Source organism: Lactobacillus johnsonii ATCC 33200 (assembly GCF_000159355.1).
Lineage (GTDB): Bacteria > Bacillota > Bacilli > Lactobacillales > Lactobacillaceae > Lactobacillus > Lactobacillus johnsonii.
Map to the genome: position 1 here is coordinate 386,159 of NZ_GG670120.1, position 16,208 is coordinate 402,366.

Below are 16,208 nucleotides of genomic sequence, written 5' to 3' on the forward strand. Positions count from 1 at the left end.
AGATGATTTTTGTTACTGTAGGTACTCATGAGCAGCCTTTTAACCGTTTGGTGAAAAAAATAGATGATTTGGTTGCTGAAGGTACAATTAAGGAAAAAGTGGTTATTCAGACTGGTTTTAGTACATATAAACCAGTACATTGCGAAGGCCACAAAATGATGTCTTTTGAAGAAATGCAAAATACTTTGAAAGATGCGCGTATTGTTATTACGCATGGTGGACCTTCAAGTTTTATTGAAGCATTACAATTTGGAAAAGTTCCAATTGTGGTTCCTAGACAAGAAAAATATCATGAGCATGTTAACAATCACCAAGTTGACTTCACCGAATTAATTGAAAAAAGAATGAATAATATAATTCCTGTTTATGATGTAAATAAACTTGCTGAAACAATTAAAAACTATGATGAAATTGTCAAAACAAAAAATGTTGGCGAAAGTAGTAATAATAGGAAATTTAATCAAAGCTTGGAACATATTATTAATGAATTAGTGGGGAAGTAAATGACTATACCAAAAGTAATACATTATTGTTGGTTTGGAAATAATCCAAAACCTAAAGTAATTCAAGATTGTATAGAATCTTGGAAAAAATATTGTCCCGATTACGAGATAAAAGAATGGAACGAATCAAATTATGATGTAAATAAAACTAAGTATACTCAGTTAGCTTATAAAAGTAAAAAGTATGCTTTCTTAACCGATTATGTTCGTTTAGATGCCCTTTATAATGAGGGTGGTGTCTATATGGATACCGATGTGAAATTGATTAAGTCAATTGATGATCTTGTTAAAAAGGGTAATTTCATGTCTTTTGAAAAAGTAGGTCGGGTTAATACAGGTGTGGGATTTGCTAGTGAAAAAGGCACATCTATCCTTAAAGAAAATTTAGATTATTATAATACACATACATTTGTGGATAAAAATAATAATTTTGATCCTGAAATTTGTGTAAAAATAACTACACAATTGTTGGAAAAACATGGACTAGATTATAAGCGTAATGAACAGCAAGAAGTAGAGAATTTTACTATTTACCCATCAGATTATTTCTCTCCTAAAAAAATGGGAACAGAAAAAATTACAATTACTTCAAATACTTACGGTATACATTTGTATGCTTCTAGTTGGTATAAAGGATCAAAATTGTCCAAAAAAATTAAGTATCATCTAATTCCGCTTAAAGAATTTGTGAAATATAAAATTTTGAAAAGAAAATTATATGAATAAGGTAGCATATAAAGAACAAATATCTATTATTACCCCTGTTTTTAATAGATTAAAAGAATTAACTAGACTATATAAATCGTTACGCACGCAAAATAATAATAATTTTATATGGATTATTGTAGATGATGGTTCTGAGAAAACTATTAATGAGATTGTAGATATTTGGAAAAAAGAATCAAAATTTAAGATTGATTTGATCGTCCAGTCTAATCAAGGAAAAATGCATGCCTATAAAAATGCAATGAAACGTTTGAATACACCATGGTCGTTAGTCGTAGATAGTGATGATACTGTATCAGAAGAAATGATAGATATTTTATATAAAACAATATTATCTATTAATTCTGATAATGATTGTGGTGTAGTTTTCCCAAGAAAATTAGGTGCTGATTCGAATGGAACATCTCTTTGGAAACAATTACCAAATAAAGTTAATATTATAGATTTGAGATATCAATATAATATTCCCGAATCTACTATTTTTATAAAAACTAATGAATTAAAAAAGGCATTTAACTCCTTACAATTACCTGATGAAAAATTTATTAGTGAAGAAATACTTTACAATAAATTAATGGAACAAGGTAAATTTGTTGTAAGAGATGAACTATTTTATTTTGGTGATTATCAAGAGGATGGACTAACAAAACATCTTTTTGAATTATGGTTAAAAAATCCTAAAAGTACCATTATGTTGTTGAATTCAAGATATCGCGCAATGAATTCATTTCCTTGGAAAAAGCGATTGATAGGTCAATGGAAAACAAATATTAATTTAACTGCTTTTGCACTTGCAACTAACAGATCAATTAAAAGTGTTTCACCAGATTTAATAGAAAGTATTTTTTTATTTTTACCAGCGTTGGTTTTGAAGGAAAAGAGATTCAAAATTGAATAACTATGAGATTAGTTTGATAATCCCAGTTCATAATTCATCTAACTTTGTTGATACAATCTACAATAATATTTCTTCGCAAATATACACAAATTTCGAAGTACTTATAATAGATGATCATTCGCGGGATAATACGAAAGAAGAATTAAAAGAGAAATTTAAAAATGCAAAATTTAAATATAGAATTTTATCGTCAAATGGTAATGGAGTTTCTGCAGCAAGAAATATGGGAATAGAAAAATCTCAAGGAAGATACGTTGCTTTTATAGATGATGATGATGAAATTGTTCCCGATTATTTAGAAATTTTGCATAATCATGTAGCTAATGATAATATTCCGATTGCACTAGGTAATTATAGTGAAATTACACAAGATAAAGAAACACCTTTTAAATTTAAAAATGCTGGTATTTTTGATAATGAATGGGTTATAAATAAATTAATACCACAAACCATATTTCCGTTAGAAGGAGAACAATCTATTTGGTTACCGGTATGGCGTACCATAATCAAACGAGATATTATTATAAGTAATAATATAAAATTTGATGAGAAGATATCACAAGCAGAAGATTTCTTATTTATGATTGAGCTTTTATTAAAAGCTGAACGTATATCAATAATTTCAGGGAAATCTATATATTTTTATAATAGAAGACAATCATCTGCTATGAATAAATATATTGAAAATGATATTGAAAAACAAAAATATTTCCATAAGCGATTTTATGAATTGTTAAATAAGAATGATCTATATAATTTATATAGAAAGCGTTATTTAAGTAATCGTGTAAAAATGTACTCTACGTTAATTTCTAATGCTACTCGTGCATCAAATAAAAAAGTTGGAATACAAGAAATTAAGAAAAGTAGAGAATTATTTTTAAAAGATGATTATGTAAATTCTACTTCACTGAAATCTCTCTATAATTCTAAGTCCATTCAATTTGCTATCTATTTATTACGGCATAATAAAGTTGTTTTATTATATTCTATTTACAGACTTAAGGAAAAAAAGAGATTAAATCAATTTAACTAAATTAAATAGGAGAAGAAAAAGAGTGAATCCAGATATTACTGTTATAGTTCCAATTTATAATGTTGAAAAATATATTAGAAAGTGCTTAGACAGTCTGAAAAGACAGACATACAAGAACTTTGAAGTTTGGGCAATAGATGATGGCTCTCCTGATAATTCTAAAAAGATTGTTCAAGAATATGCTGATAAAGATCCAAGATTTAAATCTATTTTAAAAGAAAATGGTGGCTATGGGTCAGTTTTAGAATATGGAATTAAGAATACAAAAACAAAATATTTTTTAGTTTGTGATCCTGATGATTGGCTAACAGATGATGCATTGGAAAAATTACATAATTTTGCAAAAAATAGTAATTTAGATGTAACTGTTGGTGATAAATATAATATTTATTCAGAAGATAATAAAAAAGTATACATTCCTAGTTTTAAAAAAGAGTTAAATGTAAAACCACGTGTTGCATATGATACGGCTGAAAAAAAGGATAGATTTATTTTTAGTGAAGTATCACCACATGCAAAATTATTTAAAACATCAATTGCAAAAAATATAGATTTTCCTCATAAGATTAGCTATACGGACACTATTTTGTATGTGTTGTCGATTGCTAATGCAAAGAGAGTAGGATATCTGGATGAAGCTCTTGCATACTACTTGATAGATCGTCCTGGTAATACTATGACAGCAAAGACTGAAGCTAAAATTAGGGATACCATTAAAATATGGCATTCCATTTATAATCAGTTGATAAATGGATTTGAGCTAAATCAAATTGAAACATATATATATTTCTTATATTATGAAATGAAAATAATACTTATTACAGAATCTCAGCTACCTTCTATGAGTAAGTATCATACTGAGATTTTAAAAATTATGAGAATAATGCAAAGATATAATAAGATATTAGCTAAATATGTGAATAATAAGGTTGTTCCATATAATACAAATTCTATGACTGGACGCTTAATATTCAAAGGATTTATGAATAAAGCAACATATAAATGGGTAGAGAGATTATATGTTAAATTAGAGAGGAAACGTGAAGCTTAAAATGACCAATTATTTAATTGTAGGATCAGGACTTTTCGGAGCAGTATTTGCTCATGAAGTAGCAAAACGAGGCAATAAAGTTACTGTAATTGAAAAAAGAAATCATTTAGCCGGCAATATTTATACTAAAGAAGTTGATGGAATTCAAGTTCATCAATATGGTGCACATATTTTTCATACATCAGACAAAAAAGTATGGGACTATGTACAACAATTTGCTGAATTTAATCGTTACACTAATAGTCCTGTAGCGAATTACTATGGTAAAATGTACAATTTGCCATTTAATATGAATACATTTAGTGAAATGTGGGGAGTAAGAACTCCACAAGAAGCTATGGACAAGATTAATGAACAACGTCAAGAAATGGCAGGAAAAGATCCACAAAATCTTGAAGAACAAGCAATTTCTTTAATTGGACGTGATATTTACGAAAAACTGATTAAGGGATATACAGAAAAGCAATGGGGTAGAAAAGCTACAGAATTGCCAGCATTTATTATTAAAAGACTTCCAGTTCGTTTAACTTATGATAACAATTACTTTAATGATGATTATCAAGGAATTCCTAAGGGTGGTTATACTCAAATAGTAGAAAAAATGCTTGATAATGAGAACATTGAAGTTAAGTTAAATACTGATTTCTTTGATAAAAAGGATGAGTATTTAAAGAATTTTGATAAAATTGTCTACACAGGCATGATTGATAAGTTCTTTGATTATAAGTTAGGCGAACTTGAATATCGTTCTCTTCGTTTTGAGACTGAAGAAAAAGATGTAGATAATTATCAAGGTAATGCAGTAATTAATTATACGGATGCAGAAACTCCATATACACGTGTAATTGAGCACAAACATTTCGAATTTGGTAAAGGCGATAAGGGTAAGACTATCGTTACTCGTGAATATCCTGCTAATTGGAAACGTGGAGATGAGCCATACTATCCAGTTAATAATGAAAGAAACAATAATTTATATAAACAATACAAGGGTCTGGCTGAAAAACAAAATAAAGTAATTTTTGGCGGTAGATTAGGACAATACAAATACTATAATATGGATCAGGTAATTGCTGAGGCATTACGTATGAGTAACAGTGTAGAATAATGAATATGGATTTAAAAAAGAAAGAATTAACAAATTTTTTTTGTATAGTTTATTTTATTTGGGGCTTATTTCAACAAATTCAAAATACTGTTAACATAAAATTTAAATTTGAAGAAAGTATAGGACAGATTCTAAATGTTTTTCTTTTAGTAAGTATGTTTTTTTTACTATTATTAGTAATGAAAAATCAAAACTTTGAGGTTAGGATTTGGAATATTATATCTCTGATTTTGTTTTTTGGGCTAATTATTTATTTAAGTAAAAATCAAAATTTCACTTTTATTGCTACGTATGCATTAATTTTGATGGCAGGAAATTTTTATTTTGAAGATATTTTAAAAACTTTCCTTATATTTACCGCCATTATACTGATTTCAACTATATTTTTGTTTAAACTGGGACGTATTCCAAATGCTATAGTCGTAGGTCAGTACCTTAGGGTAAGGTCAAGCCTAGGATTTGGATATTATACATATTCGGCACAGTTGTTATTTTATTTCACATTAGCATACTTAGTTTTTAGAAAACAAAAAATTACGTATGTAGAGCTAATAATTTTAGAAGCCGCAAACTATTTTATTTACTATAGTACTAATACAAGAAACCCATATATTTTATCGACACTTTTTATTTTGTTTGTATTAGTAGATAAGATTTTTAAGTTTAAATTAGATATTTTAAGATTTAAATTGGTAAAATTTATTATATTATTTGCTTTTCCAATATGCTTTATTGTATTAAATGTTTTAATGTTCTGGATTCCTAAATCTTTATTTTATACTTTAAATGAGGCGTTATCGGGTCGATTGGCATTAAATATCTCAGGACTACAAATGTGGGGAGTAAAACTACTTGGACAAAAAATTGATTTTGAAGCGATTAATGTAAATGGAATGGCTACTCAGTATTACAATTTTGTTGATAGTTCATATTTTCAAACATTACTGGTAAGTGGATGTCTATTTTTTATCATAATTATGATATTGCTAATTTATATATGTAATAAATCTATAAAAGAGCATGAACAATATTTAGGAATAGCTTTATTTTTAATTGCCATTCACTCTATGTTTGATCCCCAATTATTATTACCATGGTACTCCCCATTTTGTTTGTTATTAGGACAGTTTTTTGCTGTACACGATTCTTCAATATTTGAAAAAACAATACAAGAATAGGTTGATAGAATGAAAGTAATAAAAAACTATTTATATAATGTTGGGTATCAAGTATTGGCAATTATCGTTCCACTTATTACATCTGCCTATGTCAGTAGAGTTTTGCGGCCAGAGGGTGTAGGAGCGAATTCATTTACTAATTCTATAATCCAATATTTTATTCTATTTGCTAATATGGGTATTGGGTATTATGGAAATCGACAAATTGCGTATGTTCGTGAAAAGAAAAGTCAAATGACTAAGACCTTTTGGGAAATTCAAATTGTAAAAACAATCATGACTCTTTACGCATTCGTTGCATTTGAAATTTTTATGATTTTTTACAGTAAGCAACCCGAATATATGTGGGCTCAATCACTAAACTTAGTAGCAGTAGCTTTTGATATATCATGGTTTTATGAAGGCATTGAAGATTTTAAGGTAACTGTTTTAAAGAATTCATTGGTAAAAATTTTATCAATGATTGCAATTTTTATGTTTATCAAAGGACCAAATGATGTCACTTTGTACATAATAGTTCTAGCTTTGTCAACGTTAATTGGAAATCTAACTTTATGGCCTAACATTGTACGTGATTTAGATAGAATAAATATTAAACTCTTAAATCCGTGGCAACACTTTTTCCCTATGGCTGAATTGTTTATTCCTCAAATTGCAACTCAAGTATATGTCCAACTTAATAAAACTATGTTGGGAGTCATGATAAGTGAAACGTCTTCAGGATACTATCAGTATTCTGATAATTTAGTAAAGCTTATTCTTGCATTAGTAACTGCTACGGGAACAGTTATGTTACCCCATGTTGCTAATGCGGTTTCACATGGCAATATGAATAAAGTTAACAAAATGCTTTATAAGTCATTTGATTTTGTATCGGCTGTCTCTTATCCTATGATGTTTGGATTAGCAGCTATTTCATTAACTTTGGCAACGAAATATTACGGTCCTGGTTATGGTCCTGTGGGTCCTGCTATGATGATAGAATCAATTGTTATTTTAATAATTGCATGGAGTAATGTATTAGGAGTACAGTACTTGCTGCCTATGCATAAGCAAAGAGCATTTACTATTTCTGTAACTCTAGGAGCGTTTATTAATTTGGCGTTAAATATTCCTCTTATTAAAATATGGGGATTAAATGGTGCTATGTGGTCTACAGTTTTATCCGAACTTGCTGTAACTCTATATCAACTATGGGCAGTTAAAGATATGTTGAGTATTAGAAGCTTGTTTTCAAGTACGTGGAAGTACTTTTTATCTGGATTGTGTATGTTTATTGTAGTATTTTGGATGAATACGCATTTAAAAGATACATGGCTTATGTTAGGTGTAGAAGTTTTAATAGGAATAGTTGTGTATGCTGTATTTATAGTAGTTTTGAAAGCTAAAATCATTGATCAACTAAAAGATCTAGTAGGAAATAAGTTGAATAGATAAGTGAGATCGTAAATTGAGTAATAGAAAACATAGAAATTATGGTTTAGATTTAGTAAAAATCCTAGCATGTATTTTAGTATTGTGTCTTCATTCTTTAGTTCCAACAAGTCCAGTAGTTAAAAATAGTTTACTTAATTTAAGTGTTTATTATGCTGGGGCAATTGCAATTCCTATATTTTTTATGGCAAGCAGTTATTTTGTTTTAAATAAAAGAATGATGTCATATTCTTATGTTATGAGAAGAGTGGGAGAAATTCTTTTTATAATAATTGGCTGGGTATTAATATATAGTATAGTTCATTTATGTATAAAACATAATTTTATTTTTCTTGAAGAACTGAAGGGGACTGCTTTTGTAGGAATTCCAAATCAGCATTTTTATCACTTTTGGTTCTTTTGGGCACTTATTATTATGCTGTTGTTATCCCCATTATTATGGTATCTTTTGCAAAAAAGTTTTGTAGGATATTTAATTTTGACAAGTATAGTTACTTTGATTTGTATAGGTATTGATATTTCGATGCATTTTGGCAACAGTTCTAATATTCGGAACATACCACAGATTTTTAGACTATATTTATATATTGAATACTATCTTTTAGGTGGCTTAATTGGAAATACTAATTTTGAGAAAATAAAAAATTTTTGCAAGCAACATTTTGTAATGACATGCATTGTAGCTAGTTTTTTATATGTTGGAGTGATCGCATATTCAATTTGGAATAGAAATATAATTCATTGGTTTTATGCTGAGGCAAATTATGGAAATGCTCTGATTATATTTACTTCAGTATTGATACTTATAATTTTTTCTATTTCTTCTCCACCTAATAAAAGTACAATTGAATTTATTATTCCTGCAACAATGGGAATATATATGCTTCATCCATTTTTTATTGGTAAATTAATGAAGATTCATATTTTATATAATTATCCTATTTTTATGATTCCCGTTTTGTTCATTCTATGTTTGATAATTGTAGAAATTGCTCTACGTATTCCAATTATTAATCGTTTCTTTAAATTATAAAAAATAAAAGCAAAAAAACACTGTGTAGTTAATCACTACACAGTGTTTTTTCGAGGAGTTGGAAAGCTTATAAATTTAGTTATTTTGTAAGCGTCAAATAACCGAGTGTCTCGATCCAACTTTCACTTTCAGCTATGATTAATTTATCAATTCAATGGGGGGGAATCATATGCTCGAAAAGCAACAGCCAATTGTGGCACTCAATCATCCAATCATACCGAAGAAGACTCGGCCACTACGCAATAATCTCTTGCTCAGTTTGAAAAAGAACGATCTGGAACTGAACTTCTATAGCAGTTTAGATCCTGAAATAATGAATAAACTCTTAGAGAAAGTCTTATCATGATCAATCTTTATACACTGGGTCAGGTTTATATCGTTTGTGGCAAGACCGATCTGCGCAAAGGAATTGATGGACTAGCAACACTAGTCAAAGAACAGTTTGAACTGGATCCGTTCAGTGGAAAAGTCTTCCTCTTTTGTGGTGGACGCAAAGATCGTTTCAAGGCCCTTTATTGGACGGTCAAGGATTTTGGCTGCTCTATAAAAGATTTGAAAACGGGAAGATGAACTGGCCGCGAAACCAAAATGAAGTTCAAGCTTTATCTTCTAAACAAGTCGACTGGCTGATGAAGGGCTTCGCAATTAGTCCAAAAATAAAGAACACGAAAGCACGCGAATTCTACTAACACTTGATATCGCGCGCTTTTTTGGCATAATTTTAACTAACAAAATTTAGGAGGAAGTTTGAATTATGTCACAAGAAAATTTGGAAAAGATTATTTCCCAACAGGCAACTACCATTCAAAACCTAACTGATGAGATCAAGCTTCTCCGTGAACAAGTAGCTTACTTAACGCAAAAGCATTACGGCAAGTCTTCAGAACAAATGTCCTTGAATGGCCAAACAAGTTTATTTGATGAGTCTGAAGCTCAAGATGACGGAGAGCGTCCCCGACGCCGCCATTCAGACTATTACTTATAGAAGACAAGCTCACACGAGAAAAAGAGCCGACCTGTTAGCAGGCTTTCCTGCTGAGTAAGTTCATCATGAATTGGACGATAAGCACTGCCCTAATTGTCATCATGAGTTGAAAGAAATTGGCGCTTATCCGATAAGACAGGAATTGCTTTTCATTCCCGCTCAGCTTAAGCGCTTGAATCACATCCAACATGCTTTCAAATGCCAATACTGCAGTCAGAGAAGTCTTAGCGACAAGATCATTAAAGCCGCAGTACCTAAGGCACCATTGAATCACGGCCTAGGATCACCTTCGCTTATTGCCCATACTTTATATCAAAAGTATGAGTTGAAGATCCCAGATTATCGGCAAGAAAGCGACTGGAAAAAGATGGGGCTAGAAGTTTCTCGACAAATGTTAAATCACTGGGGACTGAAGAGTAGCGAATATTACTTTAAGCCGTTATATGACGTGCTTAAACAAAAGCTGTTAAACCGACCAATCTTGCATGCCGATGAAACCTATTACACCGTGCTGGAAAGTGAGACAATTAAAACCTATTATTGGGTCTTTCTTTCTGGCAAGCATGATCGCTATGGGATTACACTGTATCATCATGATCCGCACCGCAGCGGCCAAGTAGCACTTGATTTTTTAGGCAACTATTCTGGCTATCTGCACTGCGATATGTGGCAGGCTTATGAACAGCTGCCTGAGGCAACCTTGGTTGGCTGCTGGGCTCATGTTAGGAGAAAGTTTCATGAAGCTATGCCACAAAATGCTTCTGGCAAGTGCATTGCCAGGCAAGGGCTTAACTATTGCAATCGGATGTTCTGCTTGGAAAAAGCTTGGGAATCTTTAGATTGTCAAACACGTTATCAAGCTAGAAAAGAAGAACTCAGGCCATTAATGCAGGAGTTTTTTGAATGGTGCAGGAAAAATAAAGCAACTGTTTTTGCCTGGTTCTAAACTAGGCAAAGCCATTAATTATGCGCTCAAGCATCAAGAAACTTTTGAGCATGTCTTGCTTAATGGCCGCTTAGAATTATCCAACAACAAGGCTGAACGAGCTGTTAAATCACTCGTGATAGGTCGCAAAAATTGGCTATTTTCACAAAGCTTTGCAGGGGCTACTGCTAGTGGCATCATTTTAAGTTTAATTGAAACTGCTAAAAGAAATGATCTTGATCCTGAAAAGTACTTAAATTACTTGCTTCAAAAATTACCGAATGAAGAAATTTTAGATTCGGATGCTCTTGAAGCTTATTTGCCATGGCAAGCAAAAATTCAAAAAATGTGTAAATAGAAGACATCGCAAGAAGACCGCCCTAGAACAACTAGGACGGTCTTTCAATATACTTGGTTATTTGACGCTTACTATACTTTTTATGAACACTATATCTGTACTTGATAAATTTATCTTTTATTTATATCATTATATATGCGTTATGATGAAATTAGGCATAACGGAGAAGGATTGTTGTCAAGATCTCGGTCCAGAATTTATTAATAATATTAGTAATAAATTCAGTTCCAAGATCGGCTACTAGAGAATATGTTTCTTGATCTAGGGTAATCCAGAAGACTCCCACAATTAATAGGAGAATTCGTGTTCTAGGAGAGAGATTCATATTGGGTCCTTTCGTCTTTATGGTAACATGAAGATACATGACATTACTGAGTAGTTATAATTCATCTCACTGTTTATTCTGTTATGAATTATAAGTCTGATTTTTTGTACCCACTGGTTAGGAACGCTATTCTCCGTTGCCAGTGGGTATCGTCATTTATTGGGGTAATTATGAATATTAATGAATGGTTTAAAGATCCGAAAGTATTAGAAAAGAGTAAAAGAGGATATGCTCATTTTGATCTTCGAACTGATTTAAGTAAATGTAGAAACTATATTACTAAGCCTGAAAATATCGCGCATCATGGTTTTTATCCATTTATAAAATATGATCTTAAATATCATAAATATAATAGGACGGAAGGAAGAAAAACAAAGAAGCGTACCATTTGTTATGCATCTCATATTGATAGTTGTATTTTTCAATATTATAGTTGCTTGATTAATGAAAAATATAATTCTCGTTTAAGACAAGACGATATTAATAAAGTTCCGATTGCCTACCGAACGAATTTACATACGGACACCATTGCCGAATTTAACAAGATGTATCAGTTTATGATTCAATACTCTTCTTCGTATATCATGATTGGCGATTTTACTAGCTTTTTTGATAGAATTAACCATCAATATTTAAAGAAGCAATTATGTGATTTATTGCAGGTAGATCGACTCAAGGCAGACTACTATGCAATTTTTAAGAGAGTTACCAACTATGACTATTGGGATTTAAAGGATATTTATCGTTTAAACAATCTTGATCTAAAAAAGAAAAAAGACAAAATTAAGCTAAATTCTAAGTTGAGAATTCTCTCTCAAAGTGATTATAAGAAATATCGCTCACATATTGAGCGTCATCAAGATAATAAAGGAATTCCGCAAGGATCATCGATTAGTGGATGTCTAGCAAATGTTTATATGTTAGAAATTGACAAGATGATTAACGACTTCGTAGTATCGCATGGCGGTATATATAGAAGATATAGCGACGATTTTATAATTATTTTGCCGATGGCTACGAGTTCGTTAGATGATATTGAAGTAATTATTAAGCGTTTTGAATCATTTAAGGGCCGGGGTATCTTGGAGCTGCAGCCAGAGAAAACGCAAGTCTATAAATTACAAAATCATGTTTACACCACGCCTGAATGAAAAGAATAAAACAATTAATTTTCTTGGTTTTACCTTTGATGGAACTGCAATAGCAATTCGTGATAAAACGACGAGCAAGTATTATTATCGAATGGGACATAAGGCCAAAGGCGTTGCCCATCAACATTGGCGGGGTAAAGGTTACCAAGGTTCAGATAAGTTGTATCGTTTGTATTCTCCAAAGGGAAAGTACGGAAAGGGTAATTACTTTACGTATTTAAGTAGGACCCAGAAATCTTTTCCGAACCACTCAATTATGATTCGAGAAGATAGAATTATGACGAAGATTAGATTAATTTTGAAAAATAATAGGTGGGGATAGGAGCTGATGAAAGTTTCTTTTTATACCGATGGAAAGGGTAAGTGTATTTTGTGAGGGAGTCATATACAAGTAAGTTGAATTAGATTGAATATAGAAAAAAGAGCAAGCTTCTTTTGGGGCTTGCTCTTTTTTTCTACGTTAAATATTCATCTCAGGTATTGTGATAAAGTAAGATGTTTCTTGCCATGAATCATATTCTTTTTGAGAAAATATTACAATATTCTTATCATGGGGCTTGTTACTATTATAGTATGTATCATACTCGTTAATCTCATCAGCCATATCTTTCAAATTCTAATAGTTAAAAGTAATAAACTGAGAACTTATTCATCCTTACACAAAATATTTTAGATTTTTAAACCACTAGCTTGGTAGATATAAAAGTTCTATAATTTGTTATTGATTATAACAAAAATATGTTGTGTGGAGAAAATATGCGTTAAAGAGTAATAATGGAACAATTAAGTCTTTTTTCAAAAGAAATAGAGAGAAAGCCGCGACCAGCAAATATCCCAGCGGTACCAAAAACTAAAGATACACAGGCTAGTTATTCGGTATGGGGATGGTTATTTCAAATTACGGCAGCCATAGTTTTAGGCTTAAAATATCGAAAAAATATGACTAAGATTAAGGTCGAAGGAAAAACAGAAGATATTGAATTATATTTTAGTGACAGAGATCCAATCTATGTTCAAGCAAAATCAACTGGAAAATCTATCGAAGAGAATGATAATGCAACTGCTCATTGTACTGCAGCAATGAATACTTTAATTAACACAACTAACATACACAAAAATAAATATTCAGAACTAATTTATATAAGTAATTATCTTAATCCATTGAAGTTATCTGAGGAAATATGGCGAGCAATGTGGAAGCCAGAAAAAACGGAATTATTTTTAGCTAGTTTTGAAGAAGACATACCTAAAGAAGGACAAGAATATTTATTAGAACGTATCAAAGCTGCACAAAAACAGTTAATGGATGGAAAATATTTATATACTACTACATATTTTTCATTGAAAAAGTTAAATGTGGCAACTTTAATATTCTCTAGAAAAAATAGTATTGGTCAAGAGGAAAATATCAAAGAATGTAGAACTTTGAATAATTTGATCGATAAAATATTAGAAAGCGATCATACAGGAAAACTACGAGAAAGCATAGAAGCTGAATTATATCGTAGATATCACAATAACGCTACTAATTTTGAACTTATGATAAAAAAGGAAGAGATATGTGGAATTTTTATTTATAAAATTATTCAAGAAGCACCTGAAACATACTTAGAAAAATACGTTCCTATCTTTAATCAACGCGAAGTGAATACCTATGCAGACGATTTTATAGTAAAGCAATCACAAAATATAGATGTAATAAATAAAATATTATCTGATTTTTTGACTTTTGATGGACAAAAGTATCCAACTGAAGCTGAGAAAGAAGAGGCGTTTTTAGAACAAGAAAGTCGTGATAAAGAATTAGAAAATTACTTTCCACTTTCAGATAATGATGAAATAAGAAAAGAGTGTCTAAAATATTTAACATACAAGATACTTTATAAACAACAAGTTATAACTCAAACAAAAAAGGAATTTAATATCCAATGATTATAAAAGAAATGAAAATCCAGTCTTCGGAAGGAAAAAGAATATTTTCTTTTTCAACAAAAAATATTATTTTTAGTAAAAAAAATTCGGTTGGAAAAAGCACCTTGTTAAGAATATTGTTTTATGGATTGGGGTATCCAATACCGAGTACTTATAAAATGAAATTTAAAAAATTAAAAATATGGGTAACGTTTCAGCGAGATAATAATTTATATCAAAGTTATCGGTATTCTGACTATTTAGAATTAAAAAAGAATGGAGAAATTTTTTATACAGATCCAATCTCTTCGAATTTATCTTCGTGGTATTCTCTAATTTGGGGCATTGATTCGTTAACAGTTTTAGACAATCTATTGGGTGCAATATATTTGGAGCAGGATAAAGGATGGACTTTATTAAATCGTGGCAAAATAATTGGAAATATAAGCTTTAATATTCGAGATCTTTTAATAGGATTGTCTGAAAATAATTCTGAAATATTAAATATGATAAGCGAAAAGAATCGTTTAAAACAAATTAAAGAAGAGACAAAAGCAATATTAAAATTAAGTGAGTATACTAATTATTCAAACAAACCTGTAGAAGAGGATATAGAATTAAGCGATGAAGATTTAAATAAATATAAGAATTTAAAAATTCAAGAACGCTTTTTAAAAACACGCATCAACGAATTGAAAAGAACTATAAATAGAACAAATTCCTTGAAAAATTATATTTATAGTTTGAATCTTTTAATTAAAAACCCAATTGCTGATAAACCCCCAATAGTAGTAAATAAAAAAAATAATAATTTAATGCATTTTGACTCTACAACTGACTATCTAAAAACAGAATTAGTAAGTTTACAGCTAGATCTTAATGATATTCAAAAACAAAAAGTAGAATTAGATAGAAAATTGGATGAAGATACGAATTCTTTATTTAGAACTGAAGATGTGGTTCAAAGCTCATTAAAAGCACTAAGTCATATAAAAATTAATAGAGAATTAATAGAAAAAAGACAAGATAATTTAGATAAAGAAATAGATGATTTGAATAAAGAAATAGATGAAGAATTTAAAAAAAATAAAGAGATATTATCTGAAACTGAAGCGTGGATACGAAAGTTTGCAAAAATTCTGGGAATAGAAGATGTAATTAATTCTCATAGAGATTATTTATTTACTCACGATATAAAATCAATTAGTGGTACGCAATATTATAAAGTTGTTTTTTGCTTTAAGATGGCTTACATAAAGGTTATTGAAAATCATACTCAAACGTCTCTTCCTATCTTTTTAGATTCTCCAAGTGGTAGAGAAGTAACTAAAAGTAATATTGATAAAGTAATTAGAATTTTAAATGAATATTTCGAAAAAAATCAAATAATCATTGCTTCTATTTTTGATTATAATTTAAAAAATAAGAACATAATTGAAATTAAAAATAAAATTTTTGAATCAAATAATGTAGATAGACCAGAAATAGAGTTACTAAAAGATTCAGACTTTAAGAATAAATAATTGCTATAGAGAATCACATGAATAATAATTAAAATATTTTTGATTATCTTAATTGGGATGATA

15 protein-coding genes and 2 pseudogenes are annotated in these 16,208 nt (G+C 30.0%); 16 read left to right on the forward strand and 1 reads right to left on the reverse strand.

The window, feature by feature from the left end; genetic code table 11:
• Positions 1-2 precede the first annotated feature (2 nt).
• From HMPREF0528_RS01940 to HMPREF0528_RS01995, 12 genes and pseudogenes are all read left to right on the forward strand, one after another.
• The gene (locus HMPREF0528_RS01940; RefSeq protein ID WP_004894362.1) at positions 3-503 is read left to right on the forward strand and encodes a glycosyltransferase; all 501 of its coding nucleotides are present in this window, start codon (positions 3-5) and stop codon (positions 501-503) included.
• Positions 504-1,229: a glycosyltransferase family 32 protein gene (locus HMPREF0528_RS01945; protein WP_004894365.1), complete on the forward strand. Its 726-nt coding sequence runs from the start codon at positions 504-506 to the stop codon at positions 1,227-1,229. It abuts the gene before it with no gap.
• Entirely contained in the window at positions 1,222-2,127 is a 906-nt protein-coding gene (locus tag HMPREF0528_RS01950; RefSeq protein WP_004894367.1) for a glycosyltransferase family A protein, read from the forward strand. Before HMPREF0528_RS01945 ends, HMPREF0528_RS01950 begins: the two co-directional genes overlap by 8 nt.
• On the forward strand, positions 2,120-3,163 hold the full coding sequence (locus HMPREF0528_RS01955; RefSeq protein ID WP_004894370.1) for a glycosyltransferase family 2 protein: 1,044 nt from the start codon (positions 2,120-2,122) through the stop codon (positions 3,161-3,163). Before HMPREF0528_RS01950 ends, HMPREF0528_RS01955 begins: the two co-directional genes overlap by 8 nt.
• A gap of 22 nt (positions 3,164-3,185) precedes the next feature.
• Positions 3,186-4,214: a glycosyltransferase family 2 protein gene (locus HMPREF0528_RS01960; RefSeq protein ID WP_004894372.1), complete on the forward strand. Its 1,029-nt coding sequence runs from the start codon at positions 3,186-3,188 to the stop codon at positions 4,212-4,214.
• Position 4,215: 1 nt separating this feature from the next.
• Positions 4,216-5,322 (forward strand): UDP-galactopyranose mutase, encoded by a 1,107-nt coding sequence (gene glf, locus HMPREF0528_RS01965; RefSeq protein WP_034525197.1) that lies wholly within the window; start codon positions 4,216-4,218, stop codon positions 5,320-5,322.
• Positions 5,323-5,327: 5 nt separating this feature from the next.
• A complete protein-coding gene (locus HMPREF0528_RS01970; RefSeq protein ID WP_151375926.1) occupies positions 5,328-6,500 on the forward strand; it encodes a polysaccharide polymerase in 1,173 nt (390 codons plus the stop codon).
• Positions 6,501-6,509: 9 nt separating this feature from the next.
• A complete protein-coding gene (locus HMPREF0528_RS01975; RefSeq protein WP_004894379.1) occupies positions 6,510-7,937 on the forward strand; it encodes a flippase in 1,428 nt (475 codons plus the stop codon).
• Between the two features lie 13 nt (positions 7,938-7,950).
• The gene (locus HMPREF0528_RS01980) at positions 7,951-8,967 is read left to right on the forward strand and encodes an acyltransferase family protein (protein WP_004894380.1); all 1,017 of its coding nucleotides are present in this window, start codon (positions 7,951-7,953) and stop codon (positions 8,965-8,967) included.
• A gap of 342 nt (positions 8,968-9,309) precedes the next feature.
• Positions 9,310-9,656, forward strand: a pseudogene (tnpB, locus tag HMPREF0528_RS01985) (IS66 family insertion sequence element accessory protein TnpB).
• Positions 9,657-9,721: 65 nt separating this feature from the next.
• A complete protein-coding gene (locus HMPREF0528_RS01990; protein ID WP_004894387.1) occupies positions 9,722-9,952 on the forward strand; it encodes an IS66 family transposase in 231 nt (76 codons plus the stop codon).
• A pseudogene (locus HMPREF0528_RS01995) lies at positions 9,906-11,235 on the forward strand (IS66-like element short variant transposase). Before HMPREF0528_RS01990 ends, HMPREF0528_RS01995 begins: the two are co-directional and overlap by 47 nt.
• Before the next feature lie 151 nt (positions 11,236-11,386).
• Here HMPREF0528_RS01995 and HMPREF0528_RS02000 read toward each other — a convergent pair.
• Positions 11,387-11,560: a hypothetical protein gene (locus HMPREF0528_RS02000; RefSeq protein WP_169302914.1), complete on the reverse strand. Its 174-nt coding sequence runs from the start codon at positions 11,558-11,560 to the stop codon at positions 11,387-11,389.
• 170 nt (positions 11,561-11,730) lie between these two features.
• Between HMPREF0528_RS02000 and HMPREF0528_RS02005 the strand changes: the two genes are divergently transcribed.
• The 4 genes from HMPREF0528_RS02005 to HMPREF0528_RS02015 all read left to right on the forward strand — a co-directional run bounded on the left by HMPREF0528_RS02005 (position 11,731) and on the right by HMPREF0528_RS02015 (position 16,145).
• Positions 11,731-12,711 carry a reverse transcriptase domain-containing protein gene (locus tag HMPREF0528_RS02005; RefSeq protein ID WP_004894398.1) on the forward strand — a complete coding sequence of 327 codons (981 nt, stop codon included), beginning with the start codon at positions 11,731-11,733 and terminating at the stop codon, positions 12,709-12,711.
• Positions 12,689-13,033, forward strand: coding sequence for a hypothetical protein (locus HMPREF0528_RS09355; RefSeq protein WP_004894399.1), 345 nt, complete (start codon positions 12,689-12,691; stop codon positions 13,031-13,033). Before HMPREF0528_RS02005 ends, HMPREF0528_RS09355 begins: the two co-directional genes overlap by 23 nt.
• Positions 13,034-13,485: 452 nt before the next feature.
• Entirely contained in the window at positions 13,486-14,643 is a 1,158-nt protein-coding gene (locus HMPREF0528_RS02010) for a hypothetical protein (RefSeq protein ID WP_004894404.1), read from the forward strand.
• Complete coding sequence (locus HMPREF0528_RS02015; protein ID WP_004894409.1) at positions 14,640-16,145, forward strand: coiled-coil domain-containing protein; 1,506 nt, start codon at positions 14,640-14,642, stop codon at positions 16,143-16,145. The genes HMPREF0528_RS02010 and HMPREF0528_RS02015 overlap by 4 nt, the downstream gene beginning before the upstream one ends.
• Positions 16,146-16,208: the final 63 nt, after the last annotated feature.

Coding starts and splice junctions, on each gene's coding strand:
- HMPREF0528_RS01940 (WP_004894362.1), top strand. CDS start 3: ATGATTTTTGTTACTGTAGGTACTCATGAGCAGCCTTTTAACCGTTTG.
- HMPREF0528_RS01945 (WP_004894365.1), top strand. CDS start 504: ATGACTATACCAAAAGTAATACATTATTGTTGGTTTGGAAATAATCCA.
- HMPREF0528_RS01950 (WP_004894367.1), top strand. CDS start 1,222: ATGAATAAGGTAGCATATAAAGAACAAATATCTATTATTACCCCTGTT.
- glf (WP_034525197.1), top strand. CDS start 4,216: ATGACCAATTATTTAATTGTAGGATCAGGACTTTTCGGAGCAGTATTT.
- HMPREF0528_RS01970 (WP_151375926.1), top strand. CDS start 5,328: ATGGATTTAAAAAAGAAAGAATTAACAAATTTTTTTTGTATAGTTTAT.
- HMPREF0528_RS01975 (WP_004894379.1), top strand. CDS start 6,510: ATGAAAGTAATAAAAAACTATTTATATAATGTTGGGTATCAAGTATTG.
- HMPREF0528_RS01990 (WP_004894387.1), top strand. CDS start 9,722: ATGTCACAAGAAAATTTGGAAAAGATTATTTCCCAACAGGCAACTACC.
- HMPREF0528_RS02000 (WP_169302914.1), bottom strand. CDS start 11,560: ATGAATCTCTCTCCTAGAACACGAATTCTCCTATTAATTGTGGGAGTC.
- HMPREF0528_RS02005 (WP_004894398.1), top strand. CDS start 11,731: ATGAATATTAATGAATGGTTTAAAGATCCGAAAGTATTAGAAAAGAGT.
- HMPREF0528_RS09355 (WP_004894399.1), top strand. CDS start 12,689: ATGTTTACACCACGCCTGAATGAAAAGAATAAAACAATTAATTTTCTT.
- HMPREF0528_RS02010 (WP_004894404.1), top strand. CDS start 13,486: ATGGAACAATTAAGTCTTTTTTCAAAAGAAATAGAGAGAAAGCCGCGA.
- HMPREF0528_RS02015 (WP_004894409.1), top strand. CDS start 14,640: ATGATTATAAAAGAAATGAAAATCCAGTCTTCGGAAGGAAAAAGAATA.